The sequence below is a fragment of the Vibrio sp. YT-18 genome (assembly GCF_033337345.1).
GTDB classification, from domain to species: Bacteria; Pseudomonadota; Gammaproteobacteria; order Enterobacterales; family Vibrionaceae; genus Vibrio; species Vibrio alginolyticus.
On the sequence record NZ_JAWOQO010000011.1, the window covers coordinates 129,553 to 149,116 of the forward strand.

The following is a 19,564-nucleotide window of genomic DNA, read 5'->3' on the forward strand; positions in this document are numbered from 1 at the left end:
CAGTTATTCCTAACCAACGCAGAGCAAGGAAAATAGCTGCGTTCAAGTATAAATAGACAGCTTTCAATTTACTTACACTCAACATGGAAGTCGTATTAGTTCATGAGTCCAGACTTTGAAATCATTGCGCCCCGCTTAGCGCTCAAGCTCATCCCTGCTGAAGAAGCACATTCACTACAACGATTACTTGCAGAATCCCCTTCGCTGCACCAATGGCTTGACTGGTGTGATAAAAACGTCACATTGAAAACCGCGCAGGACTTTCTGTTGGCAACCCGTCTTAACTGGGTCAAAACTGAGGCTTTTGGTTTCGGTATCTATGAGCGGCAAAGTAACACTTTGGTTGGAATGGCAGCGGTTAATGAGTTATATCATACGTTTAATATGGCGAGTATTGGTTACTGGGTTGCCGACCGCTATCAACGGCAAGGCTATGCCCAAGAAGCCGTTAAAGCCTTAGCAGAATTCTGCTTCGCAAAGCTAAGTTTAACTCGACTAGAGATTGTTTGTGACCCCGACAACGAAGCTAGCCAAGCCTTAATTGAGTCCGTCGGTGCACAAAAAGAAGCCATCGCCAGAAACCGGTTTATTTTTCATGGTAAGCCTAAAGATGGCGTTGTGTACTCACTTTTACCGACAGATCTAACATAAACAAAAAGCCACCGACTTGCGGTGGCTTCTGCATTTTTTAAGATACAACACATCCACACAGAGTGGATTTAAAACCTTAGTGCAGCTTAAGGTTTGGACGCAGCACGCGATTAATGCGGCCGACGAGCATCATCAGACCGGTTTTGAATACACCGTGCAACGCCATTAGGTGCATGCGATACAATGAGATGTAAACGACACGAGCAATACGGCCTTCTACCATCATCGACCCTTTAGTTAGGTTCCCCATCAGACTACCAACGGTTGAGAAGCGACTTAGAGACACTAATGAACCGTGATCTTTATATACATAGTCTTTCAACTCGCGCCCGTTGATCTTCGCGACGATGTTACTAAATGCCTGGCTTGCCATTTGGTGTGCAGCTTGAGCGCGTGGCGGCACGAACGAACCGTCAGACTGGGTGCATTGTGCTAAGTCACCAATAACAAAGATGTCATCATCTCGTGTTGTCTGTAGTGTGTTTTTCACTACAAGCTGATTGATACGGTTCGTTTCTAAGCCAGCGATATCTTTAATAAAGTCTGGAGCTTTGATACCCGCAGCCCAAACCATGATTTGAGCTGGGATCTTCTCACCATCTTTTGTAGTAAGGCCATCTTTTTCAGCTTTAGTCACCATAGTGGCGGTGCGCACGTTTACGCCCAACTTCACCAACTCTTGATGAGCAGCAGAAGAAATACGTGGAGGTAACGCTGGTAAAATACGCTCACCTGCTTCAATCAGATTGACGTTCAACTTGCTAGAATCAAGATCACCGAAGCCATAAGTGCGCAGCTCTTTAACAGCATTATGTAACTCAGCTGATAGTTCAACGCCAGTTGCACCAGCACCAACAATCGCAATATCGACCGTACCGTTACCGTTTTTCGCGTGCAGCTTTAGGAACTCGTTGTTCATTTCTGTACGGAAACGGTGTGCTTGCTCAGGGCTGTCTAGGAAAATACAGTTTTCACGAACGCCAGGCGTGTTGAAGTCGTTTGATGTCGAGCCAATCGCCATCACTAGAATGTCGTATTCTAGCTCACGGCTTGGCATAAGAAGTTCACCGTGTTCGTCTTTAAGCTCACTTAAGATGATCACTTTACGTTCACGGTCGATGTCTTGAAGACTACCCATTTGGAAGTCGAAGCTGTGGTTTTTTGCATGAGCTCGATAGCTCAGTGCATCTACTCCTTCGTCCAAAGAACCTGTAGCAACCTCATGCAATAATGGCTTCCACAAGTGGCTCGCTTTTCGATCGACTAGCGTAATTCGCGCACGGTTTTTGCGACCTAGAGTTCGACCAAGCTTAGTTGCCAACTCAAGACCACCTGCACCGCCGCCTACAACGATAATGCGTGTCACAATGATTTTCCTCTACAAAAATGAATATATGGGGTTCAGCTCGATGCATGACTCACAAACATTTGTGGCATCCATCCAACCGATGAATTCTTGGTTCTTAGAGGTGTCTCAATTACTTGGATTAAAAAACTGCCACTCACCTTGATTCTTTATCTATCAATGACTTGTCAGGGTTTGGCATGTTTATCTGGTACGCATACGACGCCAGAATTTTTTGGGCAAGTTTATTACTCGCTCTCAATTTTTTTTGATATTTATCAAATTATTTTAGTCCGGTTCATTATATAGAGACCAACTTTGAAGGCAACCAAAATCCGTGTAACGAGTACGGATTGACTACTTTTCGACTACTCTACAACAAGGTGTTCGTGCTACATAGGAGCGAAGTAAGAAAACGGTAAGGAGAACACAATATTCAAAGCGTTAAACCAAGAAAATGTGCCTTTCAAAGAGACAGTGGCTCGGCATACTCAAGAGAAGAAATCGCAGCAAAGCAGCCGATAAAAACGCCGCTTTACTGTCTACACTCAACATTAGTAAGTATTTTTAAATGCCTTTATCGCTTGTAAATGATGAGAGATTTTTTTGAACTTATGAGACTGAGTTTCATCCCAAATGATTTGATAGTGTTTTTCTAACTCAGCTGCCGTTTTCGAATTGTCATGCACTTCATCATCTTTAGAGAGAATCACTAAGCAGTGCGCTTGATTTTTCGCTCGGAACTGATCAACACATTTTGTTGCGATATCTTCATACTCTTCTGGGCGATCGATTCGACCAGCCATCGTTTTTTCTGGGTGCAAGTTCGGGTTGAACATCACTTGCTTGATACCGCATAGAAAACCAATTCGCTCAGACCAGTAACCACCTAAACCTACCCCACAGATTAACGGGTTTGGGTCATCAGATTGATCGATAACTTTAGACACTTCTTTTAACAAGTGTTGCATGTCGTGCTTTGGGTGAAGGGTGCTGTAATTGATAAAACGAACGTCGTCGTCGATAAATTGCAGTTGAAGAACTTTTTCGTGGTTACCCGGGCTTGTGCTGTCAAAGCCGTGTAAGTAAATAATCATCTGTACCTCTCCCTGTGTGTATCTGGTACTTTTATTAAAACTACCACTATTTCCTTACTGTTAAAGGGGAAAATATCACGAGTTCTCAAAACAGTGATCTTCCATACACAATGAGCCTTTCAACTCATACGCACTGTTTAAGTATTGTTCATTTCCCCACAATTTATAGGCAAGTAGATACCAGAGCATCGCCATCACCAAGGTTCTTGGTTGCCAAGCATGTACACCTCTCAGCCAAAGAGACACATCTTCGATACCTCGAATTTGGCAATACTGCTTTACCGCTTCTTCCACAGGCGAATTCGCGACCTGAATAGTTAAGGTCAAATCAAGCCTAGGGTCAGCAATCCCGGCATACTCCCAATCAATGACTTTCACCCCATTCTCTCCTCGCACTAGGTTATAACACCCCAGATCGAAGTGACATAGGGCAAGTGGAACAGGTTCAACGTTCGGTTCCGTGCGCCACTTCATGTACAAAGCATCAAACTCCGTACCCACATACTGACCATCAAGCTCAAGCCAATAATTATCGATGCGAGAAATATATGAAAATGGAACCAAAGGAATTGCGCTTATCGGATATTGATGAATCTTCGCCGCAATGGATAATAAATCGCTTAGTGCTAAGCCTGACTCCGTCAGAGCCTCTCCTTCTATCCATTCCACCAGCAACCCTTGCTCATGAATAAAAACTGGCTTGGGGCCAATTTCCAATGAAGAGACTGCATTCAGCACTTGATATTCACTGTGACGAGAAATTGAAAAAGCCTTGCAGACATGACTGGTCGGTCGCCAGATGTATGCAAGGCCTTGAGAAGATTCCAACCGCCAACAGCGGTTGGTTAGCCCCCCGGTAACAGTTTGTACTTTTACCGGAGGCTCCGTAAAGAAGCCATCGAGAGCGTTAAGACTCGGATCTAACTGTTTTGCTTGTTGCCAAGAAAACCATGCCATTGATGACTTCTCCACCCTGTTCGATTAAAGACCGAATAGGCTCTTAGATTGCGCTTTACGAATTTCAGTTTCATCCGCCCACTCAATCAAACCTGTTTCTAGGTCCATTAGGCGCATGGTCATCTTGTAGTATACATCTTTATCGCTACCTGCATTTTTCACAATGCTAGATAGGTTGCCGTAAAGCATGTATTGAGCACCAACCATTTTACCAAATTGGATCGCTGTGCTTTGGTTAACAAGCTCATCCGTGTTTTGGAAGTTAAGTTGTTCACGCACAGACTCAACACGATCCATATCAACAAAGCGGAACTTACCTGAGTTCAACATCTTAGTAGAGATCGTGTCAGTAATGGATTCAGTGTCAATATGTTCACTGGTTTTGTTCTTAATTCGCTCAACAAAAACGATAGGACGTTGGTCACGAGTAATTGCTGCTACAGAGCCCGACATCATCATGCTATCCACCATTTCAGCCGCGATTTTTTGTAAATCTGTTGAGCCAAAATCGATAGTCGTGGTTTCTGTTGCTTGCGCATCGCCGTAAGAGACTTTGTTAGAACAGCCACCTAAAATGACGGCAAGACCTAAAAGAGCAATAATACTTTTTTTCATGAGAGTTCCTTAGTTTTTCAATACCAGCGCATCGTTAGCGCGGCAGCTTCGGCAGAGCCGTTAAGATTAATCGTCTTGTGCTTCTCTAATTTGCACACGGAATTTTGTGCCATTTGGATTCACAGTAACTTCAGATAACGTGACTTGCTCAAATCCTCGCACAATCATTTTTCTCCACGGACCAGGTTTGGTATTCACTTCTAAACCATTGTTGTCATACCAATAAAATCGGTAAAGAATGTGCTGATCACCTTTGTAATTGCTACTCAGCTGCACGACTCCTCGTGGGCGATCATCAACGTAAGTGGTGGTGATGTTGTCAACTAATAAGCGACTACCTAAAACGTTATCATTAAAAAATACTTTTTGCGTTTGGCCATCAATTCGAATACCAGCCGTGTTTTCGGCGCATCCAACTAAACCAATAGCCATTGCTAAACAAGCAAGCCATGCTTTCATTACAGTCTCCCTAGCTGTTTATGCCACACGGTTGAGTGTGCTCCCTGACGAGATACCCATACCAATGTAGTCTGCTGTGCAGGCACTTCAAACTGATAGGTTTGATCACCCAAGTTTAAACTTTGTGTTCCCGGTTTCACGATTTTTGAAGCCGTTTTCACTTGCGCTGGCAATGTTTGCCAACTTCTCGTATCTGGCTGTTCGGTCAATGTGTTCCATACATTGAAAAGTATGTTGCCCACATCATCGCCTTTTTTCGCCGCCTCTTTTCGGATTCGATCTTTTGCCCAAACACGAAGAGCTTGACGGATCACTATTGTAGTAAGACGTTCATTAAGATCGTTTTGCGCCATCGCATTAACATCAGTCAGCGTACTGGAAGGCAATACCTGACCATTTAAAACAACATCGCTAAAACGTTGAGCACCTCGGTTCTGATAATAAGGAAGCGCCAACGAATAAATCGCGCCATTATCGCGACTGCCGTAAATTGGTAAATCAATACGCCACCCTTTCATCGCCTCAACAACACCCTGCTCATCAATAACGATGACTCGCCCTTGTGACTGAGTTAATCCAGAAGGTGCTTTACCATACCGCTTCTCTAGCATGCGCAAGTCTTCACGCATGCCCAGCTTCTTAGCAGCGTATAAGGTGCTTTCCACAACTTGCTTGTTGTCTGGCATTACAGCGAGTGCTCGTCGGTAATCAACATAAGCACTGTTTAAGTCTCGCGACGCTTCATATAACAAGCCAGAAAGATAGAACAGATAACCATTTTGTACCGCGCTTAGTTTTTTACCAGCATCAGGGTAGTTCGCTAACACACTGCCTAAATTGGCAGACATGCCTTGCTTGTTAAGGTCTTTCTCTGCTGCTTTTAGCTCTTTTTCACGCGCCTTTCTTGCTGCTTCCTGAACTTGATTAGCTCGACGCACTTCAACTAGTGCCCCTTCTAAATCGTTTTTCTGTAAGTAATTTAGTCCTAGATACAGGTGCAAAAAGCCAAGTTCGTAATCGGCGGGATGATAATCTTGGAGATTGTCGTTCACTGCGAGAGAGCCGACGCTCGTTGCCGTGTCTGACACAGATATCGTCGCTCGATCTTGTTGAACACGTACGGCACGATCGCTGCTTTCTAGCGCATTCAAACTTGTTGGGTAATCTTCAGCAAGAAAAGAGATGCGACCTTTTTCAAAATTGCCAAGTATCTCGCCACCCACTTCACTTGATTGAAGTTGTTTTGCTTTGGCATATTCCCCTGCAACAACGGCTTGATAAACTTCTTGATTCTGGTTGCTGTAATGGCTAAACAGATTGCCCGCAGATAAATTCGCGCAGCCAGAGGCCATTAAAGCCCAGCTCATCAGCCCTAACAGCTTTACACCTAGTTTCACATTTATCTCCACAAATGTGTCATTCGACAGGAAAAAGAAGTGGGTGAATCGCCACCCACTTTTAAAAGCTTAGCTCAATACCATTGGACCTAGAGGGCGGCCGCCCAGTAGGTGCATGTGAATATGGTAAACCTCTTGGCCACCATGTGGATTACAATTAACGATTAGGCGATAGCCGTCTTCAGCAATACCTTCTTCTTTCGCTAACTTTCTAGCAACAGTGAACAAACGCCCCATCATTGCTTCATCTTCAGCTTCTACATCATTCGTTGTTGGGATCAGTTTATTCGGAATAATGAGAATATGGCTTGGTGTGCGAGGGTTAATGTCGCGAAACGCAGTCACCAAATCATCTTGATAAAGGATATCGGCAGGGATTTCCTTGCGAATAATTTTACTAAAGATCGTTTCTTCCGCCATGAGGACTCCATTTTATAAACGTAATTAGACCCCAATTAGTATGCGCCAACCAAAAGCGGAGCTCAATAAAAACAGTGTTCACTTAACATTATTAATCAAATGCTAATTAACGAAGCTTTTTTTGTCGTATGCGTCATAAAATGCGCGTCACAAACTGAATACAATCCAATGAATTTTGTTACTTTTTTAAGACAATTATTATTTTTATACCCAAGTAAACTCAAAAATGCTTGGGTAGCTTGTCTATTTTTGGGAGAGGAAGCTCACTTATGCGAGGTTCAGTTATTAAAAGGATGTATGCCGGCTTTGCACTGATCATCATCCTATTTGCCGTCACAATTGCCATTATGATGGGAGGAATGAGTGATATTCACGGAAAATTTGGCACGGTTTCTAAATCATCCCTACCGTTGGTATCGTTATCTAATCAAACCAGTGTTGAGCTGCTTTCTGCCGACAAATCATTTAAAGACTTCCTGACGACAGAGAATAAACAACGCATGGATGAAATGCGTCAGGAATTTGCTAGATCTCAACAGCGCTTCGAATCCACATTGGCTCAACTGAAAACCGCAAGCCAAACCTACCCTTCTCTTGCCGAACCGTTTTCACAGTTAAAAACGTTAGAGCAGAGCTATTTTACAGAAGCTCTAGAGGCCATGGACAACTACGAAGCAATGTTCGCGGCTCAAGAAGAAGTGCAAAAATCCTCACGCCGCTTCCAAAAACTGAATACCGAACTGTCGGTTGGTCTTAAAGAATATGTGGCAGATCAAACCAGCATTTCTGTCAAAGTCATGGCAAAGAGCTACTTTATCAAGTTAAAAGATGCCGAAGTAATTACCTCTGATGCCCTCGCCAGTTCCAACCCTGAGTTTGTTACGCAAGCCGTAGCTAAAAACCGCAAAGCAGTAACGCACTTGAATTACGCATTCCGCGGGTTGGTGACTCAGCTTCCTGAGCTAGAAAAAGCATTTGGCGAATCTGTAGAGCAATTTACTCGTGACGTCGGTATGCGTGGCGGTGTGCTAGACCAACATAATAATTACCTCAATGCTCGCGCCGCTTTGTATAACAATATCGCCAACCTAGCAAATAAAGTGGATTCAACCATGGCGATTCTTGAGCAATTTACGACAACCGCAACAGATAAGCTCAATGAATCATTGGCAGATGCAGGTGACATATATTCGGCCGGTGTAACGAAAGCCATCATCATTGGCGTTATTGTCGTTTTACTCGCGACAGCGATTGGCTACCACATCGCACAAAGCGTTCGCGAGCCGTTGACTCGTATTCTAAAAGTGTTAGAAGGCCTGACTGAAGGTGATATGACACAGCGTATCGACATTCGCTATAACAACGAATTCAGCCGTGTGAGTGGACACATTAACTCACTCGCCGACAACCTTCACGAGATCTTGGTGAAACTCAACGAAGCGTCAGAAAACCTATCGTCAACCGCGACAACCAACGAACGCACCTCTTCGCAAGCACAAATTAAATTGAGCTCTCAACGCGAACAAACAGCAAACGTCGCTACCGCGATGACAGAAATGTCTCATTCAGTGCAGGAAGTCGCGCAAAGTGCGCAAGGCTCGTTAGAAATGGTGCAACGCGTCGAATCTGCCTCTGAAGAAGGTAGGAATGTTATGAGCAGTAATATCTCAACCATTAATCAACTAGAAACACGTTTGAACGAATCGGTCTCCGCAGTTTCTGAGCTACAAAAAATGAGTGGTCAAATTGGGTCTATCCTTGATGTGATCCGCAACATTGCGGAGCAAACCAACCTACTGGCATTGAACGCGGCAATTGAAGCGGCTCGCGCTGGTGAACAAGGTCGCGGCTTCGCGGTAGTGGCAGATGAAGTACGAGTACTCGCATCAAGAACGACTCAATCAACCACTGAAATTGAATCCATGATCAGTAATCTGCAAGCTAGCTCGCAATCGGCGAACCAAGTCATACAAAGCTGTATGAGCGATATGGAGATGTCGGTTGAGCAAGCATCAAAAGCGAACAGCTCAATGGAAGAGATCCAGGCGCTAATCATCGAAATCAGCCAAATGAGTACGCACATTTCACAAGCAGCAGCAGAGCAAAGTGAAACATCAACAGACATTGCTCGCAGCATTGAAGATATCAACAGTATCGCCGATGAAAGTTTCCAAGCCATGTCGAGTATCGCACAAACCAGTGAATCACTGACCCACTTGGCTCATCAGCAAAATGAATTGGTCCACCGCTTTAAGTTATAAATACTTTATAACTAAGAGCATTAATTAGTGCAATCAACTGTATAAGGGCGACTTTTTGTTAAGTCGCCCTTGTTTTTTGTCGGCCATGTCTACATATGATTAATAAGGCCAGCTCATCCCCTTGCACAACTCTTTTCGAGCGGCCTCATAAAAAGGAAAATCTATGGCTGTTCATGTTGGTATTATCGACCAAGACCCAGTGAGATTGGTCACTCCTCTATTAGATAATCGTACGCTAAGCACACATATCGTCTTCATCGGAGACAAGAGCCAGTTAGATATATTTGACCGACTGAGTGCCGTTTTAGATCAACGAGAAATTACTTCTGAATTTTTTGAAATTCCATCCGCTGTTAATACATCTCTGATCAAACAAGCAATTCAAAAACTGGCAAAAGACCTCCATGAACGCGGCGAAGATGTAAAATTGAACGCGAGCTGTGGTCTTCGTCATCGCTTGTTGTCGGTGTACGAAGTTTTCCGTACCTATCGCTGGCCAATTTTTGTGGTTGAGCCTAGTAGCGATAAGCTTTGTTGGTTATACCCTGATGGCAAAGAAGATACCCAAGTCGAAGATCACATTACGATTGCAGATTACCTCACTATCTTTGGTGCACGCGGCGAGTTTCACCACGTTGATTTACCACCTCTTCTTGATAAAAAATTGTATGAACTTGGTGAACGATGGGCCTCAAATGCGCTTGAGCTTGGGCCAGGTCTAGCAACACTTAACTACCTTGCAACCACATGCCGCAAAGAACAAAAGCTTGATGTCGAGCTCTCCGAAAAACAGCAGGGCTACCGTGAGCTCAACATGTTGCTTTCAGATTTAGTAGAAGCAGAAATCGCCACCTATGAGAATGGCGTTTTAACGTTTGCAGATGAAGATGCTCGACGCTTTTCAAACGGTGAGTGGTTAGAAACTTTGGTTCACAGCACCGTGAAGCAAATCCAAGACACCATGCCGACGATCCAAGATCGATCGTTAAATGTTCAGGTTTATCGCAAACTTGGTGAAAGTGAAGTACGCAATGAGTTAGATGTCGCAACAGTTGTAAACAACAAGCTGCACATCATCGAATGCAAAACCAAAGGCATGAGAGATGACGGCGACGATACTTTATATAAGTTAGAATCGCTTCGCGATCTATTAGGTGGCTTACAAGCGCGCGCAATGTTGGTGAGCTTCCGTCCTCTTCGTCACAATGACATTACTCGTGCTGAAGACTTAGGGCTAGCCCTGATTGGCCCTGATGAGCTTAAAGATTTAAGAACGCACTTAACTGCTTGGTTTAAAGACGCGGGCGGTTCAGACGAGATATAGTGCCATTAAGAAAAGCTAAAGTTCACAACGATAAAAAGCAGCATTAATGCTGCTTTTTTATACCTAAATTTTAGCTGTACGCATTTCTATAAGTAGAAAAAAACCAAAGGTTAGCCTCTGGTTTTTTCTGTTTGTTTAAATGCCAACTATAGCGGCTTAAAGCATTTTACGCGCTGCTTCTACAACCACTTTAATTGAACGCGCTTCCGTTTCTTTCAGAGTTGAATGATCTGGAATCTCTTTTTGTGTACGGTTGATGATAACACCAGCCACACAACCCGCTTTTAAACCAGAGCTCGCACACATTGTTAGCAGTGTTGCAGACTCCATCTCGAAGTTAAGTACGCCCATGTCTTGCCATTCTTGCATAGAGCCTTGGAAACGCTTAACAACACGACCAGAGAACGTATCGTAACGTTCTTGACCAGGGTAGAACGTGTCGCTTGATGCAGTCACACCCATGTGAACTGTAGCGCCAGACTCTTCTACCGCTGCTTTCATTGCGGTTGCTACTTCAAAGTCAGCAACTGCTGGGAATTCCATAGGAGCAAAGTGTAGGCTCGCACCGTCAAGACGAACTGACCCCGTCGTTACGATCATGTCACCCACGTTTACATGCGGTTGAATTGCACCCGTTGTACCAACACGTAGGAAAGTGCGAACACCAAGCTGTGCCAATTCCTCAACTGCGATAGAGGTAGAAGGACCACCAATACCTGTAGAACAAACCACAACAGGTTTACCGTCTAGCTCTGCACGGTATAGCGTGTATTCACGATGGCTTGCTAGAAATACTGGATTTTCCATTTGTTCTGCGATTTTTTGAACACGCGCTGGGTCACCAGGAATGATCGCTAGAGTCGCACCATTAAGATCAGCTTCAGTAACACCTAAATGGAATACAGCTTGAGACATAAGTCGCTCCTTATTGTGGCTTATTTTATGAACAATAAGCTCATTAATCAGTTATTGGGTACAGATGCACTGTAGCGAACCTTTCACCAACATAGAGTGATCACAATCACAATGACAAAATGTAATGAAAATGAAATTTCAAACAAAACTGGTATTGATCACACTTTAAGGGGCGTTAGATCATTTTGTTGCATAGCAATGCGTGATTTCAAGGACGAGAAAAACGTCTGATCGCATCAGGTGAATACGGTTAAAAAAGCCCGGTACACGAATGCCTCGGGCTATTAATGAGTGGGATTAATGGTTAGGTCAGTTATTTGATCTGCTTGGACTCAAAACGAAGTAATCTCAACGCATTCAATGTCACCAGTGCTGTTGCACCACTGTCGGCTAATACAGCAACCCACAACCCAGTAACACCAAGTAAACTTGTCACTAAGAATACACCTTTCAAACCTAGCGCTAACGCGACATTCTGACGAATGTTACTTAGCGTCGCACGCGACAGTTCTATCATGGCAGGTAGCTCAATCAAACGGTTGTGTGTTAACGCCGCATCAGCAGTCTCGAGCGCAACATCCGTACCGCCTCCCATCGCAATGCCGATACTCGAAGCTTTCATGGCTGGAGCATCATTGATACCGTCTCCCACCATCGCAACGGTATGTTGTTGTGATAGCTTCTCGACGTAATGCACCTTGTCTGCAGGTAACAAACTCGCTTTATAATCCAAGCCTATTCTATTTGCCATTGCTTCTGCACTTCTCGGGTTGTCACCCGTTAGCATCACCGACGTGACCCCAAGTTCCTTCAACATTGCGATGGCTTGCTGGGCATCTGAGCGCAATGTATCTTGCCATGCGATCACGCCAATGACCTCGTCATCGAAACGCACAATGACAACCGTTTTACCTTGTTGTTCCAACGTAACCACTTGCTCTTTGGCTTCTTGAGAAAGTGGAAAGTCTGCCTTTGAAGGCGTGACCACTTGGACCATTTTTCCATCGACGTAACCTGTGACACCAGAGCCTACTTGCGCGGTTTTATCCAACGCTTCAGGAATAGTAAGCCCCTGCTCTTGCACTTTGGTAACTAAAGAAACCGCTAGAGGATGACTTGAACCAACCTCGATTGACGCAGTTAGGCTAAGTAACTTGTCTTCATCCATATCAAAAGCAAAGACGTCGGTCACTTCTGGTTTACCTTGCGTCAGTGTCCCAGTTTTATCAAATGCGACAGACTCAACCTTGCCAAGCAACTCAAGCGCCGCACCACCTTTGATCAATGCGCCCCGCTTAGCAGCTGCCGCCAAGCCAGAAGTGATCGCCGCAGGCGTTGAAATTACTAATGCACATGGACAAGCAATCAACAACAGGGCGAGTCCTCGATAGATCCACGTTTCCCACGGTTGGGCAAATAGTAATGGCGGCGTAACGATAACCATCAGAGACACCAACATCATTAGTGGCGTATACCAACGGCTAAATTTATCAAGAAAGCGTTCTAATGGTGCCTTACGGGATTCTGCTTCTTCAATCAAATGAAGAATTCGATCTATCGCATTCTCGCCCTGACGGGAAGTCACCTGTAAACGAACCACTTTATCGACAACCACAGCCCCGGCCATCACTTTGCCACCGGTTTGATGCTCAACGGGAACAGATTCTCCCGTTAACGCACTTTCGTCAAAACTCGCAAGCGCATCTTGCAAAACACCGTCGGCAGGCAAACGACCTCCGGGTGCGACTTCTATGATATCCCCTGGTTTAAGCTGAGCAGCTGGTACTTCTTTACGTTCACCATCAATTATTAAAATTGAATTTTCTGGGACTAAGTCCATTAACGCCTGGACACCGCTTCGCGCGCGAGATGATGCATATGCTTCTAACTTTTCACCAATAAGGAAAAGCAATAACACCATTGCGGCTTCGGCGGTTTCACCTAAATATAAAGCGCCGAGCGCCGCTACACTCATTAACGTTTCAATCGCAAAAGGCGTACCGCTACGCGCCAACTTAAATGCTTTGAGCGCGATTGGGTATAAACCAAGTAAACACGTCAAAGTGAATAACCAAGCGCTTATTTGAGGGTCGATCTTAGAAATTACTGCCGCAGTAGCCATTGCACCAGCAATCGAGAGAATTTGGATGTTGTCTCTTATGACGCCAAGCCAGCCTTTCTTTGTAGTGCTTGGTTTTGGAGCATCCAGTGAAGAGAGCGGGAAACCCGTTTTTTGGGCTGTCTGCTCTATCGTAGCTATCAGCTCTAGACCATCAAAATCGACGACCAGTTTTTCTGTTGCAAACAAAACCTTGGCTTGGCTGACGCCTTGTAAAGACGTAATGGCTTTCTCAAGCTTTTGCGCACAAGATGGGCAATCCATACCTGACACAAGCCAAGCGTTCCGAACGGAGGAATTACTCTCCCTTGTGGGATCGTCTTCCTCGCCTGTGTCAACGCTGCAGCCTCCTCCACTACAGCAAGAGCTTTCAGAAACATCAACACTGGCCTGAGAGATATTGAGCGAAGATTTTACTGGCGCACAGCATGACTCGCTTGCACCAAGCGGCACCACAGTTTTGATTTTGCTAGATTGGCAACCTTGATGTTTTGTACACATAATTTTTTCCTTATTGGTATCGGTGATTTACCTATTGCTAAGGATAAACCTTAGAGTAAGCTCCAAGGTCAAGATAAATTTGTACAGTTCGGCGATAGAAAATAAAAAAGACGCCGAAGCGTCTTTCCAAACCAGTTTAAAAGCAATATTCCGTAAAATTTAAACAGAGAGGTTAAACGGGATGCTTAAAACACTCATTTAATGTCATTCCGATGGCACGCAGCACGTCTCTTCTTGTGATAACACCAACCAACTTACCTTTGCCATCCACCACTGGATACATTTTCGGCTTTCCAACTTTCATCATGTCAGCCAGTTCAATTACTGACATTTCTGGAGAAACAGATAAGACATCATCATGCATACACTCTTGTACCGTATGTGTATCTTGGCAGTGATAACTTGCTTTCACCAACTTATCTAATAAGTCTTGCTCCGATAAAAACCCAACCACTTTTTCATTTTCATCAATGACAGGGCCACCTAGTGTGACACTTTGCATTACTTTGTTTAAAGCTGCCGAAAGTGACATATCTTTCGTGAAAGTCACCGCTTGCAACGTCATGTAATCTTTTACTTTTAATGAATGCATTCTTATCTCCTTAAGGGCATTTTATTGCGGCCTTTAGATAAGTGTCGCCTAATTTCCTGATTTTACTAAATGGAAAGGAGTAATTTTATTTATAGGCACAGCCTATTGAACTAAAACAAAATTAACTCACCGAACAACATTCACTGTATTTCGTTAGACGCAAGATTCAGCCAGGCTGATTTTTCTAGGCAATAAATACAACAAAGCCAGTCAAATAGACTGGCTTTGTTATTAAGTAATTGTTGCATTAGCTATGTTGGCGGCGCATGTTGTCTAAAATAATGCCAGTCGCCATCGCGACATTCAGTGATTCGGCACCGCCAAACGCCGGAATCGTGATCTTATCTGTCACGAATTTTGCTGCGGCTTCGCGCACACCATGAGATTCGCTGCCCATCAACAAAATACCTTCAGCAGCGAAATCCGTTTTATGAACGCTCTCTCCTTCCAAAAACGCGCCATATACTGGCAATTTGGCGTGTTCCAAGTAACTTGGCAAATCCACCAAACTCACTTGTACGCGGCCAAAGCTGCCCATGGTCGCACTGATCGTTTTAGGATTATAAGGATCAGCACAATCTGTACTCGCAATAATGTGCTTGATGCCATACCAGTCTGCAACACGAATAATCGTACCTAGATTACCAGGGTCGGATACACCATCTAGCGCAATCATCAAGCCTTTCGCTTGAGGCTCTTTTACACTCGGAATTTCAACCACAGCAATGGCCGCATTATTGCTCACAAGCGTGCTCGCTTTGGTCAATTCATCAAGCGATGCTTCAACACAATCAAAACGATTTAGCGTACCAGCATTTTGTTCGAGAAATGCCGCTGTTGCAAAAACCTGCTTCACCTTCAATGAACTACTTGCTAGCTCTAGTACGTTCTTTTCACCCTGAACTAGGAATAAGCCATGCGCTTTACGCTGTTTCTTTTGACCTAAAGCACGAAGCAGTTTTAATTGGTTTTTTGAAATCATTAAAGTATCCCAGGTGAAAATGGTTATTCGACGAGCGTACCCTAAACAATCTTCACGAAAGTTCGGTATCGAGCGGATGAGATTATAAATTATACCTAAATAACCTCAAGAAGCTTGATCATCAGAAGACGTTGAACACCAAGCGTAGCCAAAATAAAAGAAGGCTCAAAAACGAAAAAAGCCCTGCGATAACGCAGGGCTTTCAAAGGGTGGGACCCCAGCCACATCCCGGCACACAAGTCACACGCTGCGGCTGCTTCCTTCCGGACCTGACCGAGTTCACGAGCTATTGTTGCGAGAGGACCAGAGCCCCATAATTCTTTTCGAGAGGTCTTGCCTCAATCGATGGGGCGATTATTCAGTATCAGCTCTCATAATGCAAGAGCAAAAACCTTGAATTTCATCATTTCATTACCGTTTGAACAAAACTCGATCAATTCATTCCTTTATGATGAAACCATACAGTCACGATAAGAGGAGTCGTGCCGTGAGGACTGCTTACTCATGTACATGTCTTCATCAGCCAAATGCATCGCTTGCTCTAAGCTCATGTGCCGTTCCCTTTTTGCAGAGAAACCAATAGAGATACTTATAGACTCCAAATCACTACATAATTTGCCTTTCACGTCGATTCTACTGAGCTCTCTCATTGCTCTAGTTAACTCGGCTTGCGTTGGATAACCCAGCAATATGAACTCATCCCCTCCAATTCGATAACATCTTCCCGACCAGACATAATGAATTTTTAGTGCCAGTAGTTGTAAAACTTCGTCCCCAGCGCGATGCCCATAAGTGTCATTGATTCGTTTGAAATGATTAATGTCTAAGTAAAGTATGGATAGATCTTTGTTTACTCCTTTTCGATACTTTACTTGCAACGCACGACGGTTCCTTAACCCTGTTAAGTTGTCAGTGTTCGATTGACGGTAAAGATAAAGCGAAACACAAATAGCAAACAATAACACAAAGATAAACACAGCTTGTGTTTGCGTCGCTAATCGAATCTCATATTCAAGTGCGGTACGCCAATCTGGGCGTACATCGTACTGAGCAATGATCTTATCAACTTCTAACATCGCTATCGCTCGACTGAAGAAAGGCGCAAGCATGGCTCCTTTTTCATTCGCGACCAATCCAACAGAGAGTTGTGACTCATAAAACTCGCCAATAGCGGTATCCTGCTCTATCGGAACCAATTCACTGAGACGTAAAAAATGATTGAGCATCGCCGTATCCATCGGAATGTAATCGACTTCTTCATTTAGTAGCCCCTGAATGAGCTCTTGTTGGGTACGATAACGTTTGAGTTCTTTTAGCGGTAACAGTTGCGTCATCATTTGATCGAAAAAGTCATCCTTAACTACGCCAATCCGCTCAGATATCAACTGTGAAACATGAGAGTATGTGCTCGGTTTGTAACCTAAACGCTTGACCATCACCGATGCTGGCGCGTAATGGGGCTTTGGAAAGTAGCTAAATGCGCGCCGCTCACGGCTGACCGTTAACGGCGCCAAAATTTCGAAATTACCTTGGATAAACTCATGGTACATAGAACCCCAGCTTTCACCAGGCTCACTAATGATCAAGCAGTTTAAAGCCAAGATCTCACAGCTTCTCAGGACTACATCAGCCGTCATCCCTTCGACACTACCATCTGCGTTGTATACAACATATGGAAAGATAGATTCGAGCTTAATCCGTATTGGTTCATTAAAATCAAGGGGTAATAAACGAATAGAATCACGCAACGCTGCTCGCCTTAATTCAAATTGATACTGGGAAATTTCTTCGCGAAGCTGCTTTTGCACCGCTTCCCCGTGAATAAACGTAGCGAACGTGTCCAACTCTTCAAGATGATGATCTTTTTTACTGATGATGGATACGGGCTTTATCGAAATCTGATCATTGAGCATCTTGGCGTCAAACCCCTCCATCAGCATCGGCTTGAGCTGGTTAATGGCATCGACAACGCCATCCACAGCACCTGAACGTAGCAGTGTTACTGCTTGTTCGTGACCTTGATAAGAGATCTGTTCTAGCTCAGGGTAGTGTTGTTTAAGTAATTGGGCATAAACTGTATCTTTGGGGACGCCAACACGCGAAATGTCACTCAACGTCGAATCTTTTAAACCAAAGAGGTAGGTATATTCGATATTTGTTGGGCGGGAATAACTAAAACGTTGAGCACGTTCTTGTGTGTAAGTGATATTCGCAGCAAAGTCCGCTTCCCCATTCGCTACTGAATTTAGAATGGCATCAAAGCTGGAGTAGTTCACGTATTGAACGGTAAAGCCAAACTCCTTTGAAGCAGCATTGAAAAGAACACGAGTGACGACATCATCCGCTTCAGTCGCGACTTTATAATGAGCAATTAAAGGGGCTTCGGCTTTTACATTCAAACTCAAGAGGCAACATGCAAAAAGCAACAGTGTTCGAGCAAAAGTTGTCATGACAAACTTATCTTAAATCAACCACTTATATTGTGGTTATTATTATTGGAAGTGTAGTAAATATGAAATGAAGAACATATACTAATCTCCATTTTGTTCCACAACCAATTCGATACTCTGCCGCACATGTCACTTTTTACCTGACTAAAAACTCATAATTCAGCCTGTTCATCGCTACTACGTAAAATATAGTCAGTCATCCAAGCCGTCCCTAACAAACAGATCCAAACCACGAAAACAGGGTTTGGCACATCCGTGGTCGGGCTGACGACTAAAGCGGCAAAACCCACAGTCGGCAATGTCCAACATAATAATTTGCTCCAACGAATGGTATGTTGAAGCTTCGCAAGTGCTTCCATTGACGCTAACATTCCCGTCAAACTTAACGCCATAAGAACGGCGTACGGTAGGCCTGCAATCCACAATGGGAGCAACAAAAACAACGGCCACCAGCTGTGTTTATTGGATGGCGTCCAATGCGCAGCCGACCACCACATCGCCATAACCGCAATGGTTTGAACCACTGTAACCCAAGCAGAACCATCCAGCTTACCGCCTTGCTGTGTGACCATAAGACCAACTTGCAGTGTAAGTACAATAAGACCAGCGGTGAGCAACACACCTAAAGAGCTTCTACGAGAAAATACCACCATTAAAAGTGGGAAAAGGATCAAAACACCAACCGACAAAGCAATTGGCTGCATTGAGAGTGTCGCACCAAAAGCCATCATCGCGCCCAGCAATACTAAGCCAGCGAACCCACCTTGTGGCAGAACCCACAGCGCGGGGATCATAAGTGCAAGAACGGGAATGTCACCCTCGCTCAAACTCATCGCCCGAACACAGACAACAGCGAGTAAGGTCGTAACGAAAAATTGAAGTGTCGATAAAATCATAGCGCCTCCTGGCTTCCCCACCTACTTGGTAACTCAACGGCAAAAACTGGGATTGAAAGTCGTTGAGAGGGTCTAGATTCAAGCTTAGCTTGCGTTTGCTTCATGCTGTTTAAGGCTCATCAACCAACGACACTAAAGAACAGAAAATGTAATTCTTCAAAGTGAGTCGCTGGCAACACAAGGGTTAAGAACCGTTAGCAATATACAAGTCCAATGGTTTACCATTCCTTAGTAACCCAAAATAGACACTTTTGAGTATGGACCAATTTTTAGCGCAAATCTTTGCTGTAATTCACCAAATTCCAAAAGGAAAAGTCTCCACCTATGGGGAAATTGCCAAAATGGCCGGTTATCCGGGCTATGCGAGACATGTTGGTAAAGCACTGGGCAACTTACCAGAAGGCAGTAAACTCCCCTGGTTTAGAGTGGTAAATAGCCAAGGAAAAATATCTTTAAAAGGCAGAGACTTAGAGCGACAAAAAAAGAAATTAGAAGCAGAAGGGATTGAAGTATCGGAAGTTGGCAAAACTTCACTTAAAAAATACAAATGGCAGCCTTAAGCTGCCATTTTTTGTTCTCAGTA

Annotated in this window: 17 protein-coding genes and 1 other RNA gene; 4 read left to right on the forward strand and 14 right to left on the reverse strand. The window is 44.2% G+C overall.

Annotated features, from left to right (window positions below; translation table 11 throughout):
* Positions 1 to 102 precede the first annotated feature (102 nt).
* Positions 103 to 651 carry a GNAT family N-acetyltransferase gene (locus R7M72_RS16100; RefSeq protein ID WP_025766936.1) on the forward strand — a complete coding sequence of 183 codons (549 nt, stop codon included), beginning with the start codon at positions 103 to 105 and terminating at the stop codon, positions 649 to 651.
* A gap of 76 nt (positions 652 to 727) precedes the next feature.
* On the opposite strand, the gene R7M72_RS16105 is transcribed toward R7M72_RS16100, so the two are convergent.
* The 7 genes from R7M72_RS16105 to hinT all read right to left on the reverse strand — a co-directional run bounded on the left by R7M72_RS16105 (position 728) and on the right by hinT (position 6,941).
* The gene (locus R7M72_RS16105) at positions 728 to 2,017 is read right to left on the reverse strand and encodes an NAD(P)/FAD-dependent oxidoreductase (protein WP_025766937.1); all 1,290 of its coding nucleotides are present in this window, start codon (positions 2,015 to 2,017) and stop codon (positions 728 to 730) included.
* Positions 2,018 to 2,550: 533 nt separating this feature from the next.
* On the reverse strand, positions 2,551 to 3,093 hold the full coding sequence (gene ycfP / locus R7M72_RS16110; protein WP_005378464.1) for an alpha/beta hydrolase YcfP: 543 nt from the start codon (positions 3,091 to 3,093) through the stop codon (positions 2,551 to 2,553).
* A 75-nt stretch (positions 3,094 to 3,168) separates the two neighbouring features.
* A complete protein-coding gene (gene thiK / locus R7M72_RS16115; protein ID WP_318056252.1) occupies positions 3,169 to 4,050 on the reverse strand; it encodes a thiamine kinase in 882 nt (293 codons plus the stop codon).
* Between the two features lie 24 nt (positions 4,051 to 4,074).
* Positions 4,075 to 4,665 (reverse strand): penicillin-binding protein activator LpoB, encoded by a 591-nt coding sequence (gene lpoB / locus R7M72_RS16120; protein WP_005378467.1) that lies wholly within the window; start codon positions 4,663 to 4,665, stop codon positions 4,075 to 4,077.
* Between the two features lie 66 nt (positions 4,666 to 4,731).
* Positions 4,732 to 5,124 carry a YcfL family protein gene (locus R7M72_RS16125; protein ID WP_025766939.1) on the reverse strand — a complete coding sequence of 131 codons (393 nt, stop codon included), beginning with the start codon at positions 5,122 to 5,124 and terminating at the stop codon, positions 4,732 to 4,734.
* Positions 5,124 to 6,521 carry a COG3014 family protein gene (locus R7M72_RS16130; RefSeq protein WP_171345289.1) on the reverse strand — a complete coding sequence of 466 codons (1,398 nt, stop codon included), beginning with the start codon at positions 6,519 to 6,521 and terminating at the stop codon, positions 5,124 to 5,126. Before R7M72_RS16130 ends, R7M72_RS16125 begins: the two co-directional genes overlap by 1 nt.
* 69 nt (positions 6,522 to 6,590) lie before the next feature.
* Positions 6,591 to 6,941, reverse strand: a complete 351-nt coding sequence (gene hinT / locus R7M72_RS16135) for a purine nucleoside phosphoramidase (protein ID WP_005378473.1) — start codon at positions 6,939 to 6,941, stop codon at positions 6,591 to 6,593.
* A gap of 269 nt (positions 6,942 to 7,210) precedes the next feature.
* On the opposite strand from hinT, the gene R7M72_RS16140 reads away from it, so the two are divergent.
* Both R7M72_RS16140 and R7M72_RS16145 read left to right on the forward strand, forming a co-directional pair.
* On the forward strand, positions 7,211 to 9,202 hold the full coding sequence (locus R7M72_RS16140; RefSeq protein WP_170890541.1) for a methyl-accepting chemotaxis protein: 1,992 nt from the start codon (positions 7,211 to 7,213) through the stop codon (positions 9,200 to 9,202).
* Between the two features lie 163 nt (positions 9,203 to 9,365).
* Positions 9,366 to 10,526, forward strand: a complete 1,161-nt coding sequence (locus R7M72_RS16145) for a DUF1887 family protein (protein WP_005378476.1) — start codon at positions 9,366 to 9,368, stop codon at positions 10,524 to 10,526.
* Between the two features lie 156 nt (positions 10,527 to 10,682).
* On the opposite strand, the gene udp is transcribed toward R7M72_RS16145, so the two are convergent.
* The 7 genes from udp to R7M72_RS16180 form a co-directional block, all read right to left on the reverse strand.
* A complete protein-coding gene (gene udp / locus R7M72_RS16150; RefSeq protein WP_005378479.1) occupies positions 10,683 to 11,441 on the reverse strand; it encodes a uridine phosphorylase in 759 nt (252 codons plus the stop codon).
* Positions 11,442 to 11,754: 313 nt separating this feature from the next.
* A complete protein-coding gene (locus R7M72_RS16155; RefSeq protein ID WP_158173749.1) occupies positions 11,755 to 14,061 on the reverse strand; it encodes a zinc/cadmium/mercury/lead-transporting ATPase in 2,307 nt (768 codons plus the stop codon).
* A gap of 172 nt (positions 14,062 to 14,233) precedes the next feature.
* Positions 14,234 to 14,653: a CBS domain-containing protein gene (locus R7M72_RS16160; RefSeq protein ID WP_005378483.1), complete on the reverse strand. Its 420-nt coding sequence runs from the start codon at positions 14,651 to 14,653 to the stop codon at positions 14,234 to 14,236.
* 247 nt (positions 14,654 to 14,900) lie between these two features.
* Complete coding sequence (locus R7M72_RS16165; protein ID WP_005378485.1) at positions 14,901 to 15,635, reverse strand: RNA methyltransferase; 735 nt, start codon at positions 15,633 to 15,635, stop codon at positions 14,901 to 14,903.
* 212 nt (positions 15,636 to 15,847) lie between these two features.
* Positions 15,848 to 15,944: signal recognition particle sRNA small type (gene ffs / locus R7M72_RS16170), an RNA gene on the reverse strand.
* Between the two features lie 137 nt (positions 15,945 to 16,081).
* Complete coding sequence (locus R7M72_RS16175; RefSeq protein WP_158173748.1) at positions 16,082 to 18,085, reverse strand: GGDEF domain-containing protein; 2,004 nt, start codon at positions 18,083 to 18,085, stop codon at positions 16,082 to 16,084.
* Between the two features lie 152 nt (positions 18,086 to 18,237).
* Positions 18,238 to 18,981: a hypothetical protein gene (locus R7M72_RS16180; RefSeq protein ID WP_005389942.1), complete on the reverse strand. Its 744-nt coding sequence runs from the start codon at positions 18,979 to 18,981 to the stop codon at positions 18,238 to 18,240.
* A 257-nt stretch (positions 18,982 to 19,238) separates the two neighbouring features.
* Between R7M72_RS16180 and R7M72_RS16185 the strand changes: the two genes are divergently transcribed.
* Positions 19,239 to 19,541: a DNA base-flipping protein gene (locus R7M72_RS16185; protein WP_005378570.1), complete on the forward strand. Its 303-nt coding sequence runs from the start codon at positions 19,239 to 19,241 to the stop codon at positions 19,539 to 19,541.
* Positions 19,542 to 19,564: the final 23 nt, after the last annotated feature.